Origin of the sequence: Nocardia sp. NBC_01329 (assembly GCF_035956715.1) — a bacterium.
GTDB lineage: Bacteria > Actinomycetota > Actinomycetes > Mycobacteriales > Mycobacteriaceae > Nocardia.
In genome coordinates, this window is the sequence record NZ_CP108381.1 from 3816221 (window position 1) to 3840538 (window position 24318).

Below are 24318 nucleotides of genomic sequence, written 5' to 3' on the forward strand. Positions count from 1 at the left end.
GGGGATGGCCACTACGCGAATCCAGCGGGAGATCGCCGCACCCCGGGCGACCGTCTACGCGGCCCTCGTCGACGGCGAGGCGGTGCGCACCTGGATGGTGCCCACCGGAATGACCAGCCGGGTACACGAATTCGATGCCACCGAGGGTGGGCGGTTCCGTATCTCGCTCACCTACGACGATCCCGCGCAAACCGGGAAGACCGAAGGTGCCACCGATACCTTCCACGGCCGGTTCGCCACCCTTGTTCCGGACGAGCGAGTGGTCCAGATCGTCGAATTCGATACCGCCGATCCGGCGATCACCGGCGAGATGCGGATCACCTACGACCTCACCGGCACACCCGCGGGCACCCGCCTGGACGCGGTGCACGAAGGCTTGCCCGACGGAGTCTCGGAGGCGGACAACGAGCTCGGCTGGAGTATCTCGCTGGGCAAACTCGCCGCGCTCGCCGAGGGCCGGGCGATCCCGGACTGACCGCTCCTACCCCGATCCCGACCGGCAGCCGACCAGAAAGGCATCGCATGCGCCCGGACCGGCCGTCCGAACCCGATCCGGCCGATGCCGCGACCGCCCCGCTGTGGCGGGCAGTGCAGGCCTTCCGCCTGGTCACCCTGCTGTACGCGGTCGGGCAGCAGATCGCCTCTGTGCAGTACTACGAGAATCAGCGGCTGAGCTGGGTTTTCATCGCGCTCATGGTGCTCTGGTCCGGAGTCTCGGCGCTACTGCTCGCGCAGTGGCGCGCCCCCGATATCATCCGGACCCGGACGCTGGTGGTCGTCGGCGATCATCTCGTGGTCCTCGGGCTGATCGCGGCGACACCACTGGTCGCCGACTACGACTGGTATCACGGGCATCAACCCCTGCCCACCACCATGTGGTCGGCCAACGCGGTGATCTCGGCCGCGATTCTGCGCGGGCCCATCGCGGGAGTGGCCTCCGGCCTGGTCGTCGCGGCCGCCATCATCACCATGCGACAGCAGTGGGGGCAGGACGTCTGGGCCGACGCGACCGCGCCGGTCCTGGTCTCGGTGGGACTCGCGCTGGGTCTGGCGGCGAACACCGCGCGGCGAGCCCAGGAACAACTCCAGCGCGCGGTCCGGCTCACCGCGGCCGCCGAGGAGCGCGAACGTCTGGCCCGCCAGGTACACGACGGTGTACTGCAGATCCTCTCCTACATCAAACGGCGCGGGAACGCGATCGGCGGACCGGCCACGGAACTGGCCCAGCGGGCCGGGGAACAGGAGATCGCGCTGCGCCGGCTCATCTCCGAACAGGGCGCCCCGGCGTCGGCCGATACCAGCAACGTCGACCTCCGTCCGCTGCTCACCGCGCACGCCACGCCGGACGTGGTGGTCTCCACTCCTGGCGAGCCGGTGCGGCTCGGCCGCTGGGCCGCCGACGAGATCGCCGCCGCCGTCGCGGCCGCCCTCACCAATGTGGCACTGCACGCGGGCCCCGAAGCCCGGGCGTTCGTCCTGCTCGAGGACACCGGCCCGGAATTGATCGTGAGCGTGCGCGACGACGGTGTCGGAATCGCACCCGGCCGGCTCACCGAGGCCGAGAACGAGGGCCGGATGGGTGTGTCACGGTCGATCACCGGACGGATCGCCGCGCTGGGCGGCATCGCCGAACTGCTCACCGCGGAAACCGTCGGCGAGGGTACCGAATGGGAGTTCCGCATACCGCGCGGCTGAGCAGTGGCCGGCCGGTCACGGCCTCGGTGGGACCGGCCGTTCTGGCAGGATGAGGACGCGCGGAGGCGGAAGGAGCGGCGGGGTGACCGGACAGGCGGCGGAGGCGATTTCGGTGATGGTGGTCGACGACCATCCGATCTGGCGGGAAGGTGTGTCCCGCGACCTCACCGAAGCCGGGTTCCGGGTGGCCGCGACGGCCGAGAACGCCGCGGCTGCCGCCCGCCGTGCGGCAGCCGCACGGCCGCGGGTGGTGCTGATGGATATGCAACTACCGGACGGCAACGGCGCGCTGGCCACCGCTGAGGTTCTGCGGGTGTCCCCGGAGAGCCGGGTGCTGGTGCTCTCGGCCTCGGGTGAACGCGACGATGTGCTGGACGCGGTGAAAGCCGGGGCATCCGGGTATCTGGTCAAGAGCGCTTCCGCCGCCGAACTCATCGCCGCGGTCCGGGCCACCGCCGCCGGGCAGGCGGTGTTCACCCCCGGACTCGCCGGTCTCGTCCTGGGTGAGTACCGCCGGATCGCCACCGCACCGGCCGACCCGGGCGAACCGCACCGGCCCGCACTCACCGACCGGGAGACCGAGGTACTGCGCCTGGTCGCCAAAGGCCTCTCCGCCAGGCAGATCGCCACCCGGCTGGATCTGAGTCACCGGACGGTCGAGAACCACGTGCAGGCCACCCTGCGCAAACTGCAGCTCGCCAACCGGGTCGAACTCACCCGCTATGTGATCGAGCAGGGCCTCGACGAATAGCGTGGCGCTCCGGGTGCCGGCGGAGGACGGGAGCCCACCTGCTCAGTGGATTCGCGGCCGCCGCGATACCGTCCGGCGGACGAAATCGCGGTCCACAGCGCGGCCCTGACCACGCCTCGATGCCCAGGCGCTCAGAATCGCGTAGATTCCGGCCCTTTCCCGAGTAGTCCTACTCATCCTCGTGACCCGCTCGCGGCCGACCATCGAGATATGACGGGGAAACGTAGCGCGCGAGCCCGGGCCTTCGAGGCCGGGCCGGCCCATCAACTCGGAAGTGAGCCACGGTGAGTCAGGAACCCACTCGGATGCCGCCCAGCGGCAGGGCAGGAACCTCGGCCGTCAACGGCCGGGAGATCGATCCGTCGCTGGTCGCCCGCCTGTCCGGCCAGTTCACCACGATCGCCGGAGATTTCACCGCGCTCGGCGGTCAGCTGAGCACCCTCGGCCGTGATCTCGAAGCCCTGCACCGGCAGGTACGGGCAGCCGCTCCCACGCGTTCGGACGCGACGTCCACCGGCGATGCGGCCACCCGATCGGCCGAACCCGGTCCCGGGACGCCGGGATCTCCAGCGACGGAAACTACCGAACGCCCCACAGCACCGGCCGCGGCGGGGACGCCCGGTGCGCGCGCGGCGACGGGCTACCCCACCGCACCGGTGGGCGCGGTACCGGCGGGTCCCGGCCACACCGCCTGGGGCGTCCCTCCGCTCACCACCTATCAGCAGCCCTGGCCGGTCCCGCCGCACAGCAGATACGCCGGCGCGTACCCGATATACCGGGACCGGCCACCCGCGGGCCCTCCCGGGCACAGCCCCGCCGGTCCGCCCGTGCCCCGCACACCGTGGTGGCAACGCGAAGGTGTGATCAGCCGGGTGCTCGCTGTCGCGGGTGTGGCGGTGACTCTCATCGGTGTCGTGATGCTGCTGGTCCTGGCCGCCCAGGCCGGTATCTTCGGGCCGGTCCCGCGGGTCGTCGCCGGGGCCGTGTTCTCGGCGGCTCTCGTCGGAGCCGGTATGCGGGTGTACCGCCGCACCGGCGGCCGGGTCGGCGGAATCGCACTGGCCGCCACCGGTTTCGCGGGCGCCTACCTGGACGTCGTCGCGACGACCACGATCTACGACTGGCTGCACCCGGTCCCCGGGTTGGCCGTCGCGCTCGGAGTCGCCGCCGCCGGCGTCGGGCTGGCCGTGCAGTGGCGGTCCCAGGCACTGGCCGTACTCGTCGTCGCGGCCGCCGCGGTCCTGGCCCCGTTCGTGAGCACCGAACTGTCGCTGCTCGCGTTCCTGATCGTGCTCCAATTGGCCTGTATCCCGGTGCAGTACCGGTACGACTGGCCGTATCTGCATCTCGTGCGCACTGTCCCGGCGGTACTCGCCACCCAGATCGCCGTCGTCGCCGTGGCGGTCGGCACCGCCGCCCCCGGCCGGTCGGTGCTGGTCCTGGTTGCGGCGATCGCGATCGCCGCGGTCGGTCTGGCGGGCACGATCATCGTGGTGCGGCAGCGGCCCGGCGATATCGTGGCCACCCTCACCTGCGCGCTGGCCACCACACCACTGCTCGCCACGCCCGCGCTGTTCGACCGCCCGGCGGCGACGGTGATCTCGTCGGTGTACGCGGTCGTCCTGCTGGCCCTCGCCGCGATCCCGCTGCTGCCGAAGGTTCGCGAGATCGCTCGCATCCCGGGTCACACCGCCACTGTCGCTGCGGTCGCCGGTTCCTTCGCCTTGCTGGAAACGTGCTGGGGTGTGTCCACCGAGGCCACCCTGCCCCTGGTTCTGTTCCTCGTCGCCGGTTGCTATCTGGCGATCGCGGGCCGCACCGGGAACCGGGTGGCGGCGGCACTGGGCTCCGGGCACGCCGCCCTCGGCGGGCTCGCGTTCCTGGTGGTCGCCGGGCCGGGGACACTTTCCACCGAATGGATCGCCGTCCGCGAACTATCGGCCGGCACCGCGGCCTCGGCGATCGCGGGACTCGCGGTGGTCGCGCTGGCGCTGTGGGGGTCGGGCCGGCTCGGCGGCCCCATCGCACCGGAGCGTCCCAGCGGCCCCGCGGCCACCGACACCCGCGCCTCGCTGCTGTGGATCGGCGGCAGTGTCGCGGCGCTGTACCTGGTGACCGCGACGTCCGTATCGCTGGGGGTGATCGCCGATATCGCCGACGGATTCGTCATCGGGCACAGTATCGCCACCATCGTCTGGATGGCCGGGGCGCTGGCCGCCCTGCTCTACGGCCTGCGGTCGTTGGGCGCGCGGACACCGACGGCCGCCAAGGTCGCGCTGGGGTCCGGTCTGCTGGTCACGGCCGCGGCGCTGGCGAAACTGTTCCTGTTCGATCTGGCCACCCTCGACGGCCTCGTCCGGGTGACCGCGTTCCTAGTGGTCGGTGTGCTGCTGCTCGTCGCCGGAACCCGCTACGCGCGGGCGTTCGCCGAAACGGGTGCGCGGTGTGACGATCCGGGGTCGCCGACCGAACCGCACTGAGCGGTCCGGGTGGGTCACGGCTCCGCCCCGGTGGCACTCGCCGCCGGGGCGGAGCCCGTTACATCGTCCGGGAGCCGGTACGGGCCGCCGCGACCATGGCGGTGGTAACGGTCGCGATATCGGCGGAATCGCTGATATAGGGCGGCATCGCGTAGATCAGGTTGCGGAACGGCCTGATCCAGGCGCCCGCGCCGACGGCGGCCTCGGTAGCCGCCCGCATATCCACCGGCCGGTCCAGTTCGATCACCCCGATACCGCCGAGTACGCGTACCTCGGTGACACCGGCGATATCCCGGGCCGGTGTCAGGCCCGCCCGCAGCTCGGCGCCGATCCGCGCCACCTCACCACGCCAGTCCCGCGACAGCAGCAGTTCCACCGAGGCGACCGCGACGGCGCAGGCCAGCGGATTGCCCATGAAGGTCGGCCCGTGCATGAGACCGCCGTGTGCGGCACTGATGGTCTCGGCGATATCGGTCGTGCACAGAACCGCGGCGAGCGTCATGTATCCGCCGGTGAGTGCCTTGCCCACACACATCACATCCGGTGCGACGAGCGCCTGCTCGGCGGCGAACAAGGTTCCGGTACGACCGAATCCGGTCGCGATCTCGTCGAATACCAGCAGTATCCCGTGCTCGTCGCACAGTCGGCGCAGATCGGCCAGGTAGCGCGGATCGTGCCACCGCATTCCGCCGGCCCCCTGGACCACCGGTTCCACCACGATCGCCGCCAGTTCGGACGCGTGCCGTGTCACCGCGTTCTCCAGTTCCCGGACATAGTCGTCCTGATAGTCGCGGGGTGGTGCGGGAACGAAGATCTGTTCGGTCAGGACATCGGTCCACAGCGCGTGCATCCCACCCTCGGGGTCGCACACGCTCATCGGCGTGAAGGTGTCGCCGTGGTATCCGCCGCGCCAGGTGAGCAGCCGGCGTTTGTCCGGGCGGCCCACCGACCGCCAGTACTGCAGGCACATCTTCACCGCGACCTCCACCGAGACCGAGCCGGAATCGCAGAGGAACACCCGGTCGAGCCCGTCGGGAGTGTGGCGGACCAGCAGTTCGCACAGCCGGGCTGCCGGCTCGTGGGTGAGGCCGCCGAACATCACATGGCTCATCCGGCGCGATTGCGCCACCAGCGCCTCGTCGAGTACGGGATGGCGGTAGCCGTGGACCGCGGCCCACCACGAACTCATCCCGTCCACCAGTTCTCGTCCGTCGGCCAGGGTCAGCCGGGTGCCCGCGGCCGCGGTCACGACGAGCGGCCGAGTGCTGGACGGGAAGCCTCCGTAGGGGTGCCATACGTAGCGCGCGTCGAGTTCGGAGATCTGCGCGGCGGTGAGTTCTGCGGGCGCGACGAGCACGGCGGTCCTCCACGTCGTAGTACGACCGGAGTCGGCCGTACGAAACCTTGAACGCCGTTCAAGTTACCAACTCGGATTCCGGCCCCTCACGCCGAACCATCCGATACCGCCGCCACCCGCGCGAGCAGCCGCCGCAATTCCGCCGCGCCCGCCTCCCCCACGCCCGCCCGGATCCGGTCCTCGATCCGCCGGATCTCTTCCCCGGCCAGCCCGAGCGCCGCGCGGCCGGCGTCGGTGTACACCACCTGCCGGGCGCGACCGTCCTGCGGATCCACCTGCCGGCGCACCAATCCGGCGCGTTCGAGTTGCCCGACCAGTTCGCCCATCGACTGCTGCGTCATCCCCGCGGCCTCGGCCAGTTCACCCACCCGCGACCCTGCCGGATCCAGATACCGGAACAGCGCGTAGTGCGCGGGCCGCAACTCGGCGGACAGCCGCGCGCGCAGCCCGTCGTTCAGTTCGGATTCGACGGCCCGGGTGGCCAGGGTGAGCAGTTTGAGCAGTGAGGAAGGCGGGGGCGTTGACATATTAGGAAGGTTACCTTTCTAATGGAGTCATGCCAGAACGGGTTATCACCTTCCGCAACGGCCACCGTGTCACCGTGCTCGACGAGGGCACCGACGACACCGGCCCCTATCTGCGCCTGCGGCACGAACTGCCCACCCCCGGGCGACAGGCGGGCCCCCACTGGCATCCCGTGCTCACCGAGGCGTGGACCGTCCAGCAGGGCAGACTCGCCTTCCGGGTCGACGGACAGGAGATCGCGGCCGGCCCCGGCGAGACGGTGCGCGCGGCGGCCCGCACGGTGCACGAGTTCCGCAGCGAAGTGCCCGATACGGTGCTCGATCACGAGATCCGGCCACCACTGCGACATCTCGAGATGTTCACCCTGTGGAGCGCACTGGACCGAGCGGGCGCCACCACCCGATCCGGCGCTCCGCGCAATCCCCTGGCACTCGCTCTGCTATGGGAATTACAGGACGGATACCTCGCCGGAATCCCTGCCGGAATCCAGCGCGTGATATTCGGCGGCCTTGCCGCATTCGCCCGGCGAACCGGTTACGCGCGGCGATGGATCGGTCCGGCCGACCCGAACTGAACAACCACCAGCAGCCCCTGCCATCCGCGCGGCGGAATGGCGCTAGTGTCATATCCATGCACGCTTCCGACTCGACGACCGAGGAAGTGGCACCGCCGGTGCCGTATCCGGGTAGTACCAGGTCGTCGGGCGATGCCGAGCATCCCCGCTGACCCGGCCTTTCCCGCACCCGCGCCGCCGGATCCGGCGCCCTCCCCACCCGCCGCGCTCCTCAGGACCTCGACCGAGAAACCGTATGCCCGCAGACCCGCCGAGCTTCAGCCGCCATCCGCGCGTCACTCCGGTCCGCAGCACCTACCGGCTACAGCTGCGCCCGGACGGACTCACCTTCGCCCAGGCCGCGGCAACCGCCGAATACCTCCAGCAACTGGGCGTCTCGCATATATATCTCTCCCCGGTGATGACGGCCGCGCGCGGCTCCGCCCACGGCTACGACGTCACCGACCCGACGACCGTCTCCGCCGCCCTCGGCGGCCCACTCGGACTCAAGGCGCTCGCCGACGAGGTCCACAACCGCGGGATGGGCCTGATCATGGATCTGGTGCCCAACCACGTGGGAGTGGCCGATCCGCAGCAGAACCTGTGGTGGTGGCATGTACTGCAGTACGGTCGCGAATCCCGGTTCGCCTCGTTCTTCGATATCGACTGGAGCCCGGGCAACGGGGTCGGCGGCCGCCTGGCGCTACCGGTCCTGCGCAGTGCCAACGACCCGGCCGCGCTCACCGTCGACCGGTCGGGTCCCGAACCGCTGCTGGCGCTACACGAACTGCGCTTTCCCATCGCCCCCGGCACCGACGACGACAACGCTCTGCGTATCCACGACAAACAGCATTACCGGCTGGTGAGCTGGAAATCCGGGATCTGCGGATACCGCCGTTTCCTGTCGGTCAGCGGATTGGCCGCGCTGCGCCAGCAGGATCCGCCGGTCTTCGAGGCCACCCACCGCGAACTCGCGGCCTGGTGCGAACACGATCTGATCGACGGTGTCCGGGTCGACCATCCCGACGGGCTCGCCGATCCGGCCGGATACCTACAGCGCCTGCGCCAGCTGATCGGCCCCAACCGGCTGTTGCTGGTGGAGAAGACCCTCGCCAACCGGGAGCCCCTCGACTCCACCCTGCCGATCGACGGGACCACCGGGTACGACGGAATCGCCGATTTCGGCGGCGTCCTGCTCGAACCCGCCGGTGAGCAGATCCTCACCGAACTGTCCCGCCACGTCACCGGCCACGGCAGCGACCGGGTATGGGTCGGCGAGAAGGAGCACCGCATCAAACGAGCGGTGGCCGAGAGCATCCTCGTCCCGGAGATGCGGCGCCTGGTCGCCGCGATCAAAGCCGATGCGAGCGCCGAGGATTTCGACACCATGGCCCTCACCAACGCCACCATCGAGGTGCTGTCGTTCGTGCCCGTGGCCCGGGCCGATTACGCCCCGCTGGCCGGAATGATCAGCGCGGTGGTCGCCGAAGTGGAGAAACGCAACGCCGAACTGCGGGTGCCGCTGGCAGTACTGGTGACAGCGTTGGTGGCCGGCGGTACCGCGTGGACCCGGTTCCATCAGGTGAGCAATGCGATCGGCGCGAAAGCCGTGGAGGACATTCTGTTCTACCGCGCGGTGCGACTGGTGTCGCTGCAGGAGATCGGTGGCAATCCGGCCCGCTTCGGTCGGACGGTCAACGAATTCCATCTCGCCAACGCCTCGCGGGCCCGCCGCTGGCCCGCGTCGATGACCACCCTGTCCACCCACGACACCAAACGCGGCGAAGATGTGCGGGCCCGGATCGGCATCCTGTCGCAGGTCCCGCGGATGTGGGCGCGGGCGGTGACGCTGTGGCTGGAGAAGCTCCCGCCACCGGACGGCGCCACCGCACTGTTCCTGCTGCAGAACATGTTCGGAATGTGGCCGGCCGACGGCCGCCCGGCCCCCTCGGTACCGGGGTTGCGCGACCGGGTGCACCGTTTCGCCGAGAAGGCGATGCGCGAATCCGGCGAGCACACCTCCTGGGAGGAACCCGATGTCGACTTCGAGAACGCGGTGCACGCCTGGCTCGATCAGGTGATCGAGGGGCCGGTCGGCCGTCAGCTCACCGATCTCGCCCATGATCTGGCCCCGCACGCCTGGTCGGATTCGCTGGCACAGAAACTGTTGCAATTGTGCGCGCCGGGAATCCCGGATATCTACCAGGGCTGCGAGGTCTGGGAGGATTCGCTGGTCGACCCGGACAATCGCCGGCCGGTCGATTTCGGGTCCCGGGCCGGGGTGCTGCACACCCTCACCACCACGCCGCCACTGGACATCACGGGTGCGGCCAAGATGTGGCTGGTCGCCTACGCGCTGTGGCTGCGCCGGGAACGCCCGGAATGTTTCGTCGGCGGCACATACACCCCGGTGTTCGGGAACGGCGAGCACGCCGACAAACTGGTCGCCTACGCCCGCGGCCGGGCCGGCGCGGACCCCGAGATCATCGTGGCCGTCACCCGGCACAGCGTGGCGATCGGCGAAACCGGCTGGGGTGACACGTATATCGAACTGTCCGGCGGATCCTGGACCGATCGCCTCACCGGGCATACATTCCAGAACCGCGCCCGCACCGAGAAACTGTTCGCCCGGCTTCCGGTCGCGCTGCTGGTCCGCTGATCGTGCGGCCGTCAGAACCCGGTGGCCGCGGCGGCGATTCGCGGGAACGGGATCTGCGCCTCCAGCAGAAAACCCAGTTCCAGCAGGGTACGTTCGCCACTGTAGGCGCCGCTGAGCATGACCCCGATCGGTAGCCCGGTCTCGCTGAGCCCGGCCGGCACGGCGATCGACGGTGAACCGGTGACATTGTTGATCGGCGTGTAGCCCACGAAATTCGTGACCCGCTCGATCGATTCGGCGAACGGCACTCCCGGATTCAGGTAACCGATCTCGGGTGTGGTGTGGGTGAGCACCGGCGACAGGATCGCGTCGTAGCGGGTGAGCACCGCGTCGTAGTCGGCGCGGGCCCGGTTCAGCCGGTACAGCGCGCCCGGGGTGGCGAAAAGGTGTCGGCGGAAGGACGCGGCGAGACCTTTGGTGAAGGTCTCGAGCCGGGCAGCGTCGAAGGAGCGGCCGTGGCTCAGTTTCCCGGTCACTCCCGACATCTGTGCCAGAAATCCCCAGTACTGCAGGAAATCGGCGACGAGCTGCGCCGATACCGGCGAGGCCATCGGCTCGATGGTATGCCCCGCGGCCTCCAGAGCCCGCGCGGTCGCGGTGACCGCGGCCAGGGTCTCGGCATCGGGTTCCAGGCCGTTGGCCGCCGTGGTCAGCAGACCGATGCGGAGTTTTCGCTCCGACGGGCCCTCGACGGTGCCGATGAGCGGGAGTTTCGGGTTGTGCCAATACTTCTCGGCGGCAGCGTAGTAGGCCGCCTGGTCGCGGACCGACCGGGACAACACACCCTCGGAGACGAGTTTGATCGGCAACTGCCTGGCTTGCGCATTGTCCAGGTGCCGGAATCGGCTGGGCTTGAGCGATACCAGTCCCGCGCAGGCCGCCGGAATACGCAGCGATCCGCCACCGTCGTTGCCGTGGGCCACCGGAACCACTCCGGCGGCGACCAGCGCAGCCGAGCCGCCCGAGGAACCACCGACCGAATACCCGGTGCCCCATGGGTTACGGGTGGGCTCACCGCTCTCGAATTCGGTGGTGGAGGTGAACCCGAATTCGGGCATGGTGGTCTTACCCAGCACGGTCACCCCGGTGCTGAGCAGCTGCGCGGTGAACCGGTCGTCCTTCGCGGCGGGATGAGCGGTGATCGCCGCGCTACCGTGCCGGCTCGGCAGTCCGGCCACATCGGCGTTGTCCTTGACGAAGGCCGGTACCCCGAACCAGATACCGCCCCCGGTCGCGGCGGGCCGAGGGTCGGGGGATCGGTAAGCGATCGCGTTCAGACGGGAGTTCACCGTTTCGGCCCGGTCCAGCGCCGCGCGGATCAGTTCATCGGGGCTCACCGCACCGTCCCGGACGAGCGCGGCCAGTGCCACCGCGTCGTGTTCGCCCAGCGCGTCGTCGGTGAAGGCATGTACTCGATCAGTCATGAAACGGCTCGCGTGTACCTCGGGGACCCGGATACCTCGACCCGGAACCAAGTGGACGTGTGTTCAACTCGGCCCAGACTAGTACGGGGAGTATCCCTCGGCACCGTTGTCCACGGCGTGGCGGGTGTTCCGGCGATTACCGGTGCTGCGCGCCCCATCGGCCGACGGTCCACAGCACCGCCCCCACCGCGGCACCCACGAGCACCCCGGCCTGTGCCGAACCCAGGACCAGCGCCAGAGCCAGGAAGACGAGCAACCCGACGATCAGCGCCTCCAGCTTGTACACCGGCCAGTGCGACCCCGCGATATCGACGACCGCCGCGCCGCGAACGGCGGCGCGAGAAACAGCGAGATGGGATGCGGTCATCTGTTCAGGCTACCCGTGAAGCCAGTGTTCGGTCTATCGAACTTTTGTTTTTCCGCATACATACTCTGCCGCCGGGTCCCCTCGACGGCAGCCGATCCCGCCAGGTCGGAGTAGCCGGGGAACAAGCCCGCCCGCCCTGGACGTTTTCCGAACATGCCATTGACCGGAGAATACGCACCGTCCACATCCGACTGGGCCCGCGAGCAGGCCGAGAAGATCGAACAGTCCGGCGGTACCGAGGGCACCACCATGCAGGGCATGCCGGTGATCGTGCTGACCACTGTCGGCAACAAGACCGGGAAACTCCGCAAGACCGCACTCATGCGGGTCGAGCACGACGGCGAATACGCGGTCGTCGCCTCGCTGGGCGGCGCGCCGAAGCACCCCGTCTGGTACCACAATGTGGTCGCGCAGCCCCATGTGGAACTACAGGACGGCACCGTCACCAAGGACTACACCGCCCGCGAGGTCTTCGGCGAGGAGAAAGCACTCTGGTGGGCGCGGTCCGTCGCCGCATATCCGCCCTACGCCGACTATCAGCTCGGGACCGATCGTCAGATCCCGGTCTTCGTCCTCACCCCGCGCTGACGATCCGGGCACGGTTCCGGGGCCCCGGTTCCACACCGCCCCGATGAACGAAATCGCAGGACAGAGCCACCCGCCGCATGCTCCGGCAGCGGTGGGTGGCAGCATGGAGCGGGTGTCCGATGTGCTGACTCACCTGCCAGAAGCCCGTCCTGCGTTGTCCGCGGACGAGATCGACGCCGCAGCCAAACGCATCTCCGACATCATCGAGCCCACCCCGCTACAACTATGCCCGCGCCTATCCCAGCTGACCGGGGCCCAGGTGTACCTCAAACGCGAGGACCTCACCGTCGTGCGTTCCTACAAGCTGCGCGGCGCATACAACCTGGTGGTCCAGCTCAGCGATTCCGAACGCGCCGCCGGCGTGGTCGCCGCGAGTGCCGGTAACCATGCCCAGGGTGTGGCGTTCGCGTGCAAGGCCATGGGAATCACCGGCCGAATCTACGTACCCACCACGACTCCGAAGCAGAAGCGCGACCGGATCCGCGTGCACGGCGGCGAATTCGTAGAGCTGATCGCGGTCGGCGAAACCTTCGACGCCGCCGCGGCGGCCGCGGCCGATGACGTCCGGCGTACCGGCGCCACCATGGTGCCCCCGTTCGACGACACCCGCACCGCAGCGGGCCAGGGCACCATCGCCGCGGAGATCCTGGACCAGCTCGGTACCGCACCGGATCTGGTGATCGTGCCCGTCGGCGGCGGCGGATGCCTCGCCGGAATAGGCACCTATCTGCGCGAACGCGTCCCGGAGACCGCGATCCTCGCGGTCGAGCCGAGCGGTGCGGCCTCGATGACCGCGGCGCTGATCGCGGGCGGGCCGGTCACCCTGCCCGAACTCGACCCGTTCGTCGACGGTGCCGCGGTGCGGCGGATCGGCCGGGTCCCCTACGACGCGGTGGTCGGTTTCGGCGGACAGGTAGTCTCGCACGGTTCACTGCCGCTGCTCGTCTCGACCGAACTCCCCGGCGGTGCCGGATCCTTCCAGCTGCTACGCGTGGACGAAGGCGCGGTGTGCACCGCCATGCTGGACCTCTACCAGAACGAGGGCATCATCGCCGAACCCGCGGGCGCGCTCGCGGTCGCCGCGCTGCTGGAATCGCCGCCCGAACCCGGGTCCACGGTGGTCTGCCTGGTCTCGGGTGGGAACAACGATGTGTCGCGATACGGCGAGGTCATCGAACGTTCGCTGGTCCACCAGGGCATCAAACACTATTTCCTGGTGGACTTCCCGCAGGAACCCGGTGCGCTGCGCCGCTTCCTCGACGAGGTGCTCGGCCCCGACGACGACATCACCGTGTTCGAATACGTCAAACGCAACAATCGGGAGACCGGCGCCGCGCTGGTCGGTATCGAACTGGGTGAACGCACCGGTCTGCAACCGCTGTTGGACCGGATCGCCCACTCCCCCATCCAGTGCGAGCGGCTCGAACCGGGCTCCCCGGCCTACCGCTACCTGACCTGAGCGATCAGGCCGCGGCCTCCCGAGCAGCGTCGCGGCCGATCCGGGACGCCGAACGGGCTCCGGACATGACCAGCGGCAGCAGCCAGGCGAAGGCGGGCTGGTCCACGGCCAGGGTCTCCATCGCGAGCCGGTTGTGCACGAAACCGAGCGAGATACCGCTGTCGGGGTCCGCCCAGCCGAACGAGCCGCCCAGACCGATATGACCGAAGCCGCGCGGTGCGCCGACGGTAGGCATCGCGTGGTACCCCAGGTGCCAGAGCGGGCCGAGGTAGAGGAAGAGTCCGGTGTCCGGCCGGTATCGTTCGATCCGGCGGATGGCCTGCACAGCGGCGCCCGACAGGTACCGCCGGCCACCGGCGAGTCCGTTACAGGCCAGCGGCTCGTACACCGCGGCCAGGCCGTCGGCGCTGCACACACCGTTGGCGGCGGGCATCTCACTATCCAGGAGCGGCGGGTTCGGGCCGGTCAGGATGGCTTCGGCCCCGGGAATGAACAGCGAGCGGCTACTGACCCCCAGCGCACCGGGGATGCCCTGGAGCAGGGTGACCAGCCGGGAGCCGCGCGGCGTCGCGGCGAAGGAGAATCCCGTGCCGAAGCTCTCGGCCGCCACGGTGACCGAACCGGCCGGTGGCCGGCCCAGGTGCACGCCGTCGGTACCCAGGGGGAGGGCGACTTCCCGCTGGAACAGTTCCTTCATGCTCAGCCCGGTGACCGCCCTGGTCAGGCCGGCGAGCAGCCAGCCGAAGGTCATCGCGTGATAGGCGGGTACACCGAGCAGCCGATCGGGAGTCGCGGCGGCCAGCCGTTCGGCCATCAGTTCGTGGTCGAGCAGTTCGGCCCCCTGGGCGGCCAGAGTACCGACCCCGGACAGACCCGCCGAATGGGTGAGCACCTGACGTACGGTGATCCTGTCCTTGTTGTTGCAACCGAATTCGGGCCAGTATTCGCAGACCGGGGCGTCGTAATCGATCAGACCGCGATCGGCGAGCCGGTGGACCACCGTGGCCGCGATCCCCTTGGTCGCGGAGAACACCACCGCGCCGGTATCGCGTGTCCAGGGCCGGTCGGGTGCGGACTCCCCCGTCCAGATGTCGAGAATCGGCTCCCCGTGCCGGTACACCGCCAGCGCCGCGCCTACGCCCTTCCGGCCACCGTAGACCCGGGTGAACGCGGACGTCAGCCGCCGGAATTCTGCTCCGGCGTTGCCGGAATAAGCGACACTGCCCATCCTTACACAGTAAGGTCATCCGATGCTTCCGGCAATGGCCGTCCCGGACGGTGTTCGGCCGGGCCACAGCCGCGCCCACCCAGGTCGGCACCAGGGCACGCTCCCCCGGGCCGCTCTCGCTCCGACACCCGAATGCGATCGTCCGGGACAGCTACTCTCCGGAGAATTCGGTGCGGACACTTTCCGGATTCCATCGCCGAATTCCGGTGGCGACAGGAAACAAATCGGTAAAGAATTTCTGCGGTCGGTCCGGCTGGGAAAATTCCGTTGCGCCCAGGCCACCAGCAGGCCCGGGGACATCCGGCCCGACGGTGCGCACCCGAACCCGAATCGCATGGATCCCCCGTTCGAGGGCGGGTTTCGAAATCCGCGGACCGATCGGAAGCGACTGCGGATGTGGGCGACAACCGAAACTCACAGATACCGGCCCAAGACAATATCGACGACACTGGATAAACATCTGAAAGACGAGTTTCTCGGATCGAATATCCGCCGTCGATATAGTGGCCCCATGACCTCCTTGGAACCGCCGGTCGTGCGGGACCAGGTGCGCGGCGACGCGCTCCCGGTCGCCGACGCGACCATCTACGCAGGCTGGTTTTCCTGCCTGGCCGACCCGACGCGGGTCCGGTTACTGCACCAGGTCGCCACGAGTCCCGCCGGAATCCATATCGGGGAGATCGCCGAAGCTCTCGGCATCGGACAGCCCACCGTTTCCCATCATGTCCGCAAACTCACCGACGCCGGGTTCGTGACAGTACACAAAGAGGGCACTGCCACCCTCGTCACCGTCAATCCGCACCGCTGCACCGAGCTACCGCATACGGCCGACGCGGTGATGGGCATCCTCACCCCGCAGCCGCTGTGTCCCGACGATCTACCCCGCGATGTCACCGTCCGAGCCATGACCGATGCCGATTGGGAGCCGGTCCGCGCCATCTACGCCGCCCGCGGCATCTCCTACCCCGCCGTCGTCGCGGCCGACGCACCCGATCGGGACACCCTGGATCGCCAGTGGCTGTCCGGGCACCGCTGGGTCGCCGAGGCCGACGGCCGGATCGCCGGCTGGGCAGCCCTCACCTCGGTTTCGGGCCACGAGTTCTACCGGGATGTCGCCGACAGTTGCGTGATGGTCGCCGACGAACTCGAGGGCCGCGGCGTCGGCACCGCGCTGTTGCGGCAGCAGATCACCGCCGCCGAGGATGCGGGTCTGCGGGCCCTGCAGACCACCGTTTTCCCCGACGACCGGATCGGGATCGCGCTGCACCACGCGGCGGGTTTCCGCACCGTCGGGATCCGGGAGCGCAGCGGCCGGTCGGAAGGACGCTGGCGCGACGCCGTCCTGCTGGAACGGCGCAGCCCGCTGAACTGAGGCCGCCGCGGCCGTCGACGGACGGTCCCACGAACCCCGCCTCGCCGTAGCGGGCGAGCGGGTAGATCCCGACCATCAACCGCCGGCGTGCCCGGCTGGTCCGACGCGTGTTCCCGATTCGATCGAACAACACCAGCACCGCGTACGGCCCGGTACACCGGCCTCCCACCGACTCTATCCACCCAACAGTGGCCCGAGCACGGATTCGGTGACCCGCCCAGAAGCTGCGCACCGCCCGGATGACCGACCGGGCCGCGCGCTGTCGACCCGCCGCGCGATCATTACCACCGTGGAGCAACAGCAGGCGGCACACAGCACCGAAGAAGTAGTTGGGATGGTCGCGCAGACTTTCCTTCGCGATCGCGACCAATTCATCGACCAGCTCTCGCACTTGATGCGTACCCAGGTGCCGATCCTGGACCAGGATCCGCGGCTGCGCGAATTGATGGAAGCGGGTACGACCGACAACCTGATGGAGGCGCTGCAGTACCTGCAGAACGAGGCCGCCGAGGATGATGTCCGAGCCCCGGAACGAGCGCTCGTGTACGCCCGGATACTGGCCCAGCGCGACGTTCCGGCCTCCGCGCTGATTCGGGCCTACCGGGTCGGTCAGGCCGGATTCCTGGACACCGGGATGCGCTACGCGATCGAGTTCGGGGGCGGCGGCCCGGTCACCACGTCGGCGATCGTCCATATCGTCAACCGCACCTCGGTCTACATCGATCGGGTGTGCGAGCAGGTCGGTGTCGCCTACGAGGAAGAACGCGACCGCTGGGTCGGCAATCGGGGCGGACTGCGCCAGCAGTGGGTGACCCGGCTCCTCAACGGCACGACCACCGATGCCGACGCCGCGGAACAGGCGCTGCGGTATCCGCTGTCCCGCGGACATCTCGCGATCGACACCTGGACCGATCCGCATATCGACCCCGCAAAGGCAGTGGAGGTCTTCGATCAACTCCGGGCGGCGCTGGGCACTGTGTTCGACCGTGCGCTCGGAACTCTGCTGATACCGGTGGATGAACACGAGGCCCGGCTGTGGTTCGCCCTGCCGGGCGAGCCGTCGGTCGACAGCGCGGCGATCGAACAGTTGCTCGCCGATCGGGCATTGCCGGTGCGGGTGGCCTTCGGTGGTCACGGCACCGGCCTGGCCGGATTCCGGCGGACCGCCGCCCAGGCCGACCGGGTACGCCGGCTCGCACTCCTCAGCGGTGACCACGGCGCGCGAGTCCTCTCCTATCACGATGTCTCGGCGGTCGCGCTGCTGGCGAGCGATATCGATACGCTGCGCGAATTCGTCGCCGACGAGCTCGGTGAACTGGCGGTGGACAACGAACGTAATCTCTGGCTGCGTGAGACGCTGCGGGTGTTCCTTGCCGGGAACCGCAGTTATGCCGCGGCCGCCACTCGGCTGGGGGTCCATCGCAACACCGTTCAGTACCGCGTCCGGCAGGCGCTCAACCTGATCGGCGTGAGCACCGATTCTCCTGGCGCGGATCTGTATCCGCGGCTGGCGCTCCAGGCCACCCAATTGTTGGGCGCCGCGGTGCTGCGCCCGGAGTCCGGCCCGAACTGAGCCGGCCGATACCGGTTCGGCCGCGTTCCACGCGGGAACGTCCTCGGCGACGACCGCGCACAACAGGGGCTCTGTGCTGCGCGCACAAATACCGGCCGACCTTTCATGCGGCCGGAATATGGCCGGTCACGCGGCACGCATCGTAGGGTTCAGTTATCCCCGGAATCCGTTATCCACCTCAGTAGTTGGTCCGCCGGCAACCGAATCGCCGCACCGCCACGAGTGGTGTCGCGGATCCGATCCCATCCGTCGTGCCGGCGTCCTCGCGCTGCGCGCTGCCCTTTTCAGGAGTTCTCCGTGCCCTCCATCCAGACCGTCCGCGGCGCCGTGGACACCGCCGACCTCGGTATCACGCTGATGCACGAACACGTCTTCGTACTCAGTTCCGACGTACAGCAGAACTATGCGCAGGAGTGGGGTTCGGAGGAGGAACGGATCGAGGACGCGGTCCGGCAGTTGACCGGCGCCTACGACGCCGGGGTGCGTACGATCGTGGATCCGACGGTGGTGGGGCTGGGCCGCTACATCCCCCGGATCGCCCGGATAGCGGAACGGGTTCCACTGCAGCTGATCGTGGCCACCGGCCTCTACACCTACAACGACGTCCCGTTCTTCTTCCACCACCGCGGTCCGGCGCTCGATCCGCTGGTCGGCAGGCACGTTCCCGATCCGATGGTCGATCTTTTCGTCGGCGATATCCGGGACGGTATCGCCGGCACCGGTGTCCGCGCCGGCATGCTCAAATGCGCGATCGACGCGGAGGGCCTCACACCCGGCGTCGAACGGGTGATGCGCGCGGTGGCCCGGGCCCACCACGAGACCGGTGTGCCGATCACCGTCCACACCCACCCCGAATCGGGTACCGGTTTCGAGGTCAAGCGCGTCCTGTGCACCGAAGAAGGCGTCGACCCGTCCCGAATCGTGCTGGGGCACAGCGGCGACACCACGGATCTGGACTATCTGACCGCGCTCGCGGACGCCGGCTTCGTCCTGGGTATGGACCGTTTCGGCATCAATCTCGAGACCACCTTCGAGGCGCGCGCGGATACCCTCATCGAAATGGTGCGCCGCGGCTACGCCGAGCGCATGGTGCTCTCCCAGGACTCCAGCTGTTATATCGACTGGATAGAACCGACGACCCGGGCGGCCGTGCTCCCACAGTGGCACTACACCCATCTGTTCGACGATGTCTTTCCCTACGTGCTCGATCGCGGTATCGAGGAACGGCAACTCCGGACGATGCTCGTGGACGTACCCCATACGTTCTTCGCGGCGGGCTGACCGGGCCCACCGGCGGCGGCCACACCCCGACCGGGTTCCCGAGCCCGGTGGGCCCGGAAGCTAGGGTTGTCGATCATGCCTGGTCTGCCCGCTTCGCGCGCCCGTGCGCTGCTCGCCGCACTCCTGCTCGCTGTGGCCGTACTGGCGACAGCGTGTGGCAGTGGCGGCGGCGGTGACAGCGCCACCCGCGACCTGTGCGCGCCACCGGGACCGGCGGCCGCCACCGCGGCCCCGGCGAACCTGACCGCCCCGGGCGCCGGAAAAGAGGACCGGTTCACCACCGAATCCACCGAGCCGCCGGAATCGGTCGATATCGCCCGTTTGGGGCTGATCCAGCCGGGCGTACTGAGTGTGGGCACCCTCTCCGACGCACCGCCGAGTATCTGCGTGAACTCCACCGGCGCGTTCACCGGCTTCGACAACGAGCTCCTGCGGGCGGTGGCCGCGAAGATCGGCCTGCGGGTCGAGTTCTCCGGTACCGAATTCGCCGGACTGCTGGCTCAGGTCGCGGGCAAACGGTTCGATGTCGGCTCGTCCAACATCACCACCACCGACGCCAGGCGTGAGATGGTCGGCTTCACCAACGGCTACGATTTCGGCTACTTCTCGCTGGTCGTCGAGGACGGCAGCCCGGTGCGCGGGTTCGCCGATCTCGGTCCCGGTTCCCGGGTCGCGGTGGTGCAGGGCACGGTTCAGGACGAGTACGTGGTCAACGAACTGGGCCTGGATCCGGTGAAGTTCCCGGACTACAACACCGCCTACGCGAATGTGAAAACCGGTCAGGTGGACGCCTGGGTCGCGCCGTCGGCACAGGCCGAGGGCGCGATCGCACCGGGTGACGCGACCTCGGTCGTACAGAACTCGTTCAGCCTCGACAATTTCGCCGGCTGGGCGGTCGCGAAGAACAACAAGCCGCTGATCGACGCCCTCAACTCCGGGTTGGACGCGGTGATCGCCGACGGCACCTACGCTCGGCTCTACAGCGACTGGGTGCCGCGGGAACTGCCGCCCGGCTGGAAGCCCGGTTCGAAGGCGGCGCCCGCCCCGCAACTACCGGATTTCGCCGCGATCGCGGCCGAACGCGCGCCGCAGGAACAGACAGCACAGGCGCCGAAATCGACTCTGCAACAGCTACGCGACACCTTCTTCGACTGGTCGCTCTACCGGCAGGCCCTGCCGGACCTGTTCAAGACGGGCTTACCCAACACCCTGATCCTCGCACTGGTCTCGGGCGCGCTCGGCACCGTGATCGGCATGCTGCTCGCGGTAGCCGGTATCTCGCGTACCCGCTGGCTGCGCTGGCCGGCCCGGGTGTACACCGATATCTTCCGCGGTCTGCCCGCGGTGGTCATCATCCTGCTCATCGGCCTCGGCGTCGGACCGGTGGTCAGCGGCCTCACCGGCAACAACCCCTACTGGCTCGGCGCGGTGGCGCTGGCCCTGCTGGCTTCGGCCTATATCGGTGAGATCTTCCGCTCCGGTATCCAGTCGGTGGAGCCGGGCCAGCTGGAGGCGGCGCGCGCGATCGGCTTCGGATACCGGCAGGCGATGACACTGGTGGTGATCCCCCAGGGCGTGCGCCGGGTACTGCCCGCGTTGATGAATCAGTTCATCGCGTTGATCAAGGATTCGTCGCTCATCTACTTCCTCGGCCTGCTGGCCACCCAGCGCGAACTGTTCGCGGTCGGCCGCGACCTCAACGCCCAGACCGGCAACCTGTCGCCACTGGTGGCCGCCGGTCTGGTCTATCTCCTGCTGACCATCCCACTCACCCACCTGGTGAACTACATCGATCGGCGGATGCGCACCGGCCGGCCCGATCAGCCGATCGACCCGGTCGAGCAGGCCACCATCACCGAAGGGCGGGGGTAACCGATGAGTGCCTCACTGACCGGCACCGGACTCCACCTGCGGCTGGGCGGCAACCAGATCCTGCGTGGGGTGGATGTCCACGTCGACGCGGGTAAGACCACGACGGTGATCGGCCCGTCGGGTTCCGGGAAGTCCACCCTGCTACGGGTGCTGAACCGGCTGTACGAACCCGATTCCGGCGATATTCTGCTCGACGGCGATTCGGTGCTCACCGAGAATCCGGACCGGCTGCGCCAGCGCATCGGGATGGTGTTCCAGCAGTTCAACCTGTTCCCGCACCGGACTGTCGCCGACAATATCGCGCTGGGCCCGCGGAAACTGCGCGGTTTGTCCAAGGAGGAGGCGCGCACGCTGGCACTGGAGCAGCTCGAGGTGGTGGGCCTCACCGGCAAAGCCGATTCCCGTCCCGCGAACCTGTCCGGCGGCCAGCAACAGCGGGTGGCGATCGCGCGGGCGCTGGCCATGAAACCGGACATCATGTTCTTCGACGAAGCCACCTCCGCACTGGATCCGGAACTGGTCAAGGGCGTGCTCGCGCTGATGTCGGACCTGGCCGCGGGCGGTATGTCGATGGTTGTGGTGACCCACGAGATGGGGTTCGCGCGGAGTGTCTCCGACCATGTGGTGTTCATGGACGGCGGTCTGGTGGTGGAGTCCGGGAGCCCGGACGCTCTCTTCGACAGTGCCGAAACACCGCGGCTGCGAAGGTTTCTCGACCAGGTGCTCTGAAACGACGATACTGAAGCCATGAGCGATGACGATCGGACCGGCAACCCCTACGGCACACCGACCACCAGCGGACCCCGGCCCATCGGCCGGGCCCAGGGCGTGACCAACCGGGTGGTCCGCACTCTGCTGCGGGTACCGGGCCTGTCGGGTGTCGTCGGGAAACGCCTGGCGACCCTGCACGTGGTGGGCCGCAGATCCGGGAACACCTACGACATCCCGGTCGCCTATACCGCCTATGGTCAGACGCTCCTGATCGGCACCGCGCTGCGGCCGTGGGTGAAGAATCTGGCGCCCGGGACTCCGCTCACCATCACCCGTGGTGGGCGTCCGGAGCGATTCGACCCGACCGTATACACCGAAGCGGACGACGTGCTGCGACTGTTCGAGATCATCGCCCGCGACAACAAGACCAACGCGGAATTCAACGGCATCGGTTTCGATGCCGAGGGCGATCCGAACAAGGCCGATATCTACCAGACCTGGCAGCAGGGCGGTGTGGTGATCGAACTGCGCCCGGTCTGAGATTCCTGCTCCCGGATGCGGGAGTATCGCGACCGGCCGGTCAGCGCTGGCGCCAGCTCAGCGGTCCCGGTAGATCGACGCTGTTCTTCTTGGTCCGGGAGTTCCACGACCACGGGCCGATCTTGATACTCCACGAGGAAAGACCCGATTGGGTGTAGTTCAGCTTCAGCGGACCGAAGGACTGGCGTTTGCGGAATCTGATGGGCATGAGCGACCTCCCTAGCTCCGTCCCAGGATAACGGATCAGGGTGAGCACCTATGGCTTTCGCTGGTCAGGGGTGCCAGAGTGGAGGACGTGGGTATCTATCGCGACCATTTCGTACCACGCCTGGTGAACGCGGCCTGTGGGATGAGGGCCAACGAGCCGCTGCGCGAGCGGGTCTGCGCCGGATTGTCCGGTCGGGTGGTCGAACTCGGTTTCGGCTCCGGACTGAATGTGCCGTTCTACTCCGATGCGGTGGTATCGGTGAGCGCCGTCGAGCCGGCGGACCTCGGCTGGAAGATATCGTCCCGGCGCCGCGCCGGCACCCGGGTCCCGATCGAGCGCGCGGGCCTGGACGGACAGTCGCTGCCGTTTCCGGACAGTAGTTTCGATACCGCCCTGTCGACCTGGACGATGTGCACCATCCCCGATATCGAAGCCGCACTCGGCGAGATACGGCGGGTGCTGATACCCGGCGGCACGCTGCATTTCGTCGAGCACGGCCTGGCCCCTGATCCAAAGGTGCAGCGCTGGCAGCATCGCCTCGATCCGCTCCAGCAGCGCATCGCGGGCGGCTGCCATCTGGACCGGAATATCCGGGCACTCGTCGAAACGGCGGGGTTCGGTATCCGCGAACTGGAGGTCGTTCGCGGGCAGGGACCGGCGTTCATCGACACCCAGTCGCTGGGTGTGGCCGTCAATCCCTGAGGTTCTCGCGGCGCTCACCCGGTCGCCGGTCGGGAGCCCGACGCGGCACAGTGATATATCTCGACCGGATTCGGATTCGGGTATCGGAACCTTCCGGCGTCGCGACGCGTCGAAGGGTAGGAAGGGAGTTCCGCGGAAATGAGGGATCGATGAGCAGTGACGACCGCGCGGCCACCCAGGCGGCCACCGGAATGTTGCGCGACAGTGTAGATCAGCTGTTGAGTACGTTCGAGCGGCAGCGCGAGGCCATGGCGGAGATCCGGCAGCGGCTCGCAACCACCACGGTGAGCGTCTGGTCCGCGGACAACCTGGTGCGGATCGATGCCAACAGCGCGGGTGTCCCGGTAGAGGTGCACCTCACCACCGAGGCGTTCAAACGGTCCACCCCGGAAAAGCTGAGCCGCTCGATCCTCGCGGCTGTGCAGCAGGCCGCCCGACAGGCAAATGACCTGTCCCGGGAGGCCTGGACGCCGGTGCGGGAGATGGCCGGCGAAATCCCGGACCTGCCGGATATCGCGCCCGGTATGCCGAGTATCAAAACGCTGACCGGCGATCTCTTCCCCGACCCCGTCACCGAGGCCGAGCCTCCCGCCCCGATGGCCCGGGAAGAAGAAGACGAGTTCTACCGCAACCGCGACTACCTGGAAGGCGGCCGATGAGCACCGTCCGGGTCGACGAGGAAGCCCTGCGGGCGAGCCGCCCCGCGATCGTGAAGGTGGCGGACCAGGTCGCCGACGCGGTGCGGGCCGCGCGCGCGGCGATCGAGGCCGAGGGCGAATGCTGGGGCGCCGATGAGATCGGCCGAGAGTTCGCGGACAAGTACTCGCCCGCCGCCACCGAAGGCCTCACCGGTCTCGACCTGCTACAGCAGGCAGTGAACGGGGTGAGCGAGGGGGTGGGCGCGATCGCGACGGACTTCGGCGTCCAGGACGAGAACAACGCCACCGGAGTCCAGCAGGCGGCGCAGTAGCGC

The 24318-nt window shown here is 68.5% G+C and carries 23 protein-coding genes; 17 read left to right on the forward strand and 6 right to left on the reverse strand.

All coding sequences use genetic code 11. The features are described 5' to 3' along the window. Window positions 1–4: 4 nt before the first annotated feature. The 4 genes from OG405_RS17360 (at window position 5) to OG405_RS17375 (ending at window position 4926) form a co-directional block, all read left to right on the forward strand. Window positions 5–475 carry an SRPBCC family protein gene (locus tag OG405_RS17360; RefSeq protein WP_327147529.1) on the forward strand — a complete coding sequence of 157 codons (471 nt, stop codon included), beginning with the start codon at window positions 5–7 and terminating at the stop codon, window positions 473–475. Between the two features lie 47 nt (window positions 476–522). Further along, entirely contained in the window at window positions 523–1695 is a 1173-nt protein-coding gene (gene macS / locus OG405_RS17365; protein WP_327147530.1) for a MacS family sensor histidine kinase, read from the forward strand. Between the two features lie 115 nt (window positions 1696–1810). Further along, entirely contained in the window at window positions 1811–2446 is a 636-nt protein-coding gene (locus OG405_RS17370) for a response regulator transcription factor (RefSeq protein WP_327152372.1), read from the forward strand. 284 nt (window positions 2447–2730) lie between these two features. Then, window positions 2731–4926, forward strand: coding sequence for a DUF2339 domain-containing protein (locus OG405_RS17375; RefSeq protein ID WP_327147531.1), 2196 nt, complete (start codon window positions 2731–2733; stop codon window positions 4924–4926). A gap of 58 nt (window positions 4927–4984) precedes the next feature. On the opposite strand, the gene OG405_RS17380 is transcribed toward OG405_RS17375, so the two are convergent. Then, window positions 4985–6283, reverse strand: a complete 1299-nt coding sequence (locus tag OG405_RS17380) for an adenosylmethionine--8-amino-7-oxononanoate transaminase (protein WP_327147532.1) — start codon at window positions 6281–6283, stop codon at window positions 4985–4987. Window positions 6284–6369: 86 nt separating this feature from the next. Beyond that, complete coding sequence (locus OG405_RS17385; protein WP_327147533.1) at window positions 6370–6810, reverse strand: MarR family winged helix-turn-helix transcriptional regulator; 441 nt, start codon at window positions 6808–6810, stop codon at window positions 6370–6372. 29 nt (window positions 6811–6839) lie between these two features. On the opposite strand from OG405_RS17385, the gene OG405_RS17390 reads away from it, so the two are divergent. Both OG405_RS17390 and treY read left to right on the forward strand, forming a co-directional pair. Continuing rightward, on the forward strand, window positions 6840–7382 hold the full coding sequence (locus tag OG405_RS17390) for a cupin domain-containing protein (RefSeq protein ID WP_327147534.1): 543 nt from the start codon (window positions 6840–6842) through the stop codon (window positions 7380–7382). A gap of 235 nt (window positions 7383–7617) precedes the next feature. Next, on the forward strand, window positions 7618–10020 hold the full coding sequence (treY, locus tag OG405_RS17395; RefSeq protein WP_327147535.1) for a malto-oligosyltrehalose synthase: 2403 nt from the start codon (window positions 7618–7620) through the stop codon (window positions 10018–10020). 11 nt (window positions 10021–10031) lie between these two features. Here treY and OG405_RS17400 read toward each other — a convergent pair whose 3' ends face one another. Both OG405_RS17400 and OG405_RS17405 read right to left on the reverse strand, forming a co-directional pair. Continuing rightward, on the reverse strand, window positions 10032–11444 hold the full coding sequence (locus OG405_RS17400) for an amidase (RefSeq protein ID WP_327147536.1): 1413 nt from the start codon (window positions 11442–11444) through the stop codon (window positions 10032–10034). Between the two features lie 136 nt (window positions 11445–11580). Further along, window positions 11581–11811, reverse strand: coding sequence for a hypothetical protein (locus OG405_RS17405; protein WP_327147537.1), 231 nt, complete (start codon window positions 11809–11811; stop codon window positions 11581–11583). A 153-nt stretch (window positions 11812–11964) separates the two neighbouring features. Between OG405_RS17405 and OG405_RS17410 the strand changes: the two genes are divergently transcribed. Both OG405_RS17410 and ilvA read left to right on the forward strand, forming a co-directional pair. Continuing rightward, a complete protein-coding gene (locus OG405_RS17410; RefSeq protein ID WP_327147538.1) occupies window positions 11965–12399 on the forward strand; it encodes a nitroreductase family deazaflavin-dependent oxidoreductase in 435 nt (144 codons plus the stop codon). A 103-nt stretch (window positions 12400–12502) separates the two neighbouring features. Next, window positions 12503–13858: a threonine ammonia-lyase IlvA gene (ilvA, locus tag OG405_RS17415; RefSeq protein WP_327152373.1), complete on the forward strand. Its 1356-nt coding sequence runs from the start codon at window positions 12503–12505 to the stop codon at window positions 13856–13858. Window positions 13859–13862: 4 nt separating this feature from the next. Here the strand turns inward: ilvA and OG405_RS17420 are convergent, their stop codons facing one another. Further along, entirely contained in the window at window positions 13863–15086 is a 1224-nt protein-coding gene (locus OG405_RS17420; protein ID WP_327147539.1) for a serine hydrolase domain-containing protein, read from the reverse strand. Between the two features lie 511 nt (window positions 15087–15597). On the opposite strand from OG405_RS17420, the gene OG405_RS17425 reads away from it, so the two are divergent. From OG405_RS17425 to OG405_RS17450, 6 genes are all read left to right on the forward strand, one after another. Beyond that, entirely contained in the window at window positions 15598–16458 is an 861-nt protein-coding gene (locus OG405_RS17425) for a helix-turn-helix domain-containing GNAT family N-acetyltransferase (RefSeq protein ID WP_327147540.1), read from the forward strand. 289 nt (window positions 16459–16747) lie between these two features. Continuing rightward, window positions 16748–18031 (forward strand): PucR family transcriptional regulator, encoded by a 1284-nt coding sequence (locus OG405_RS17430; protein ID WP_327147541.1) that lies wholly within the window; start codon window positions 16748–16750, stop codon window positions 18029–18031. A gap of 297 nt (window positions 18032–18328) precedes the next feature. Next, window positions 18329–19312 (forward strand): phosphotriesterase family protein, encoded by a 984-nt coding sequence (locus OG405_RS17435; RefSeq protein WP_327147542.1) that lies wholly within the window; start codon window positions 18329–18331, stop codon window positions 19310–19312. A gap of 75 nt (window positions 19313–19387) precedes the next feature. Further along, window positions 19388–21184, forward strand: a complete 1797-nt coding sequence (locus OG405_RS17440) for an ABC transporter substrate-binding protein/permease (RefSeq protein ID WP_327147543.1) — start codon at window positions 19388–19390, stop codon at window positions 21182–21184. A 3-nt stretch (window positions 21185–21187) separates the two neighbouring features. Continuing rightward, a complete protein-coding gene (locus OG405_RS17445) occupies window positions 21188–21913 on the forward strand; it encodes an amino acid ABC transporter ATP-binding protein (protein ID WP_327147544.1) in 726 nt (241 codons plus the stop codon). Between the two features lie 18 nt (window positions 21914–21931). Further along, the gene (locus tag OG405_RS17450; RefSeq protein WP_327147545.1) at window positions 21932–22435 is read left to right on the forward strand and encodes a hypothetical protein; all 504 of its coding nucleotides are present in this window, start codon (window positions 21932–21934) and stop codon (window positions 22433–22435) included. 40 nt (window positions 22436–22475) lie between these two features. Here the strand turns inward: OG405_RS17450 and OG405_RS17455 are convergent, their stop codons facing one another. Further along, window positions 22476–22643: a DUF4236 domain-containing protein gene (locus OG405_RS17455; protein ID WP_081877120.1), complete on the reverse strand. Its 168-nt coding sequence runs from the start codon at window positions 22641–22643 to the stop codon at window positions 22476–22478. Window positions 22644–22730: 87 nt separating this feature from the next. Between OG405_RS17455 and OG405_RS17460 the strand changes: the two genes are divergently transcribed. The 3 genes from OG405_RS17460 to OG405_RS17470 all read left to right on the forward strand — a co-directional run bounded on the left by OG405_RS17460 (window position 22731) and on the right by OG405_RS17470 (window position 24315). Further along, window positions 22731–23345, forward strand: a complete 615-nt coding sequence (locus OG405_RS17460) for a class I SAM-dependent methyltransferase (protein ID WP_327147546.1) — start codon at window positions 22731–22733, stop codon at window positions 23343–23345. Between the two features lie 149 nt (window positions 23346–23494). Continuing rightward, window positions 23495–24004, forward strand: coding sequence for a YbaB/EbfC family nucleoid-associated protein (locus OG405_RS17465; protein ID WP_327147547.1), 510 nt, complete (start codon window positions 23495–23497; stop codon window positions 24002–24004). Further along, window positions 24001–24315 (forward strand): hypothetical protein, encoded by a 315-nt coding sequence (locus OG405_RS17470; RefSeq protein ID WP_327147548.1) that lies wholly within the window; start codon window positions 24001–24003, stop codon window positions 24313–24315. The genes OG405_RS17465 and OG405_RS17470 overlap by 4 nt, the downstream gene beginning before the upstream one ends. The last annotated feature ends 3 nt before the right edge of the window (window positions 24316–24318 follow it).

Excerpts from the sequence above, each read along its gene's own strand:
- OG405_RS17370 (WP_327152372.1), top strand. The coding sequence starts at position 1,811 with ATGGTGGTCGACGACCATCCGATCTGGCGGGAAGGTGTGTCCCGCGAC.
- OG405_RS17420 (WP_327147539.1), bottom strand. The coding sequence starts at position 15,086 with ATGGGCAGTGTCGCTTATTCCGGCAACGCCGGAGCAGAATTCCGGCGG.
- treY (WP_327147535.1), top strand. The coding sequence starts at position 7,618 with ATGCCCGCAGACCCGCCGAGCTTCAGCCGCCATCCGCGCGTCACTCCG.
- OG405_RS17390 (WP_327147534.1), top strand. The coding sequence starts at position 6,840 with ATGCCAGAACGGGTTATCACCTTCCGCAACGGCCACCGTGTCACCGTG.
- OG405_RS17470 (WP_327147548.1), top strand. The coding sequence starts at position 24,001 with ATGAGCACCGTCCGGGTCGACGAGGAAGCCCTGCGGGCGAGCCGCCCC.
- OG405_RS17440 (WP_327147543.1), top strand. The coding sequence starts at position 19,388 with ATGCCTGGTCTGCCCGCTTCGCGCGCCCGTGCGCTGCTCGCCGCACTC.
- OG405_RS17465 (WP_327147547.1), top strand. The coding sequence starts at position 23,495 with ATGAGCAGTGACGACCGCGCGGCCACCCAGGCGGCCACCGGAATGTTG.
- OG405_RS17455 (WP_081877120.1), bottom strand. The coding sequence starts at position 22,643 with ATGCCCATCAGATTCCGCAAACGCCAGTCCTTCGGTCCGCTGAAGCTG.
- OG405_RS17360 (WP_327147529.1), top strand. The coding sequence starts at position 5 with ATGGCCACTACGCGAATCCAGCGGGAGATCGCCGCACCCCGGGCGACC.
- ilvA (WP_327152373.1), top strand. The coding sequence starts at position 12,503 with ATGGAGCGGGTGTCCGATGTGCTGACTCACCTGCCAGAAGCCCGTCCT.
- OG405_RS17405 (WP_327147537.1), bottom strand. The coding sequence starts at position 11,811 with ATGACCGCATCCCATCTCGCTGTTTCTCGCGCCGCCGTTCGCGGCGCG.
- OG405_RS17425 (WP_327147540.1), top strand. The coding sequence starts at position 15,598 with ATGACCTCCTTGGAACCGCCGGTCGTGCGGGACCAGGTGCGCGGCGAC.
- OG405_RS17450 (WP_327147545.1), top strand. The coding sequence starts at position 21,932 with ATGAGCGATGACGATCGGACCGGCAACCCCTACGGCACACCGACCACC.
- OG405_RS17385 (WP_327147533.1), bottom strand. The coding sequence starts at position 6,810 with ATGTCAACGCCCCCGCCTTCCTCACTGCTCAAACTGCTCACCCTGGCC.
- OG405_RS17445 (WP_327147544.1), top strand. The coding sequence starts at position 21,188 with ATGAGTGCCTCACTGACCGGCACCGGACTCCACCTGCGGCTGGGCGGC.
- OG405_RS17410 (WP_327147538.1), top strand. The coding sequence starts at position 11,965 with ATGCCATTGACCGGAGAATACGCACCGTCCACATCCGACTGGGCCCGC.
- macS (WP_327147530.1), top strand. The coding sequence starts at position 523 with ATGCGCCCGGACCGGCCGTCCGAACCCGATCCGGCCGATGCCGCGACC.
- OG405_RS17400 (WP_327147536.1), bottom strand. The coding sequence starts at position 11,444 with ATGACTGATCGAGTACATGCCTTCACCGACGACGCGCTGGGCGAACAC.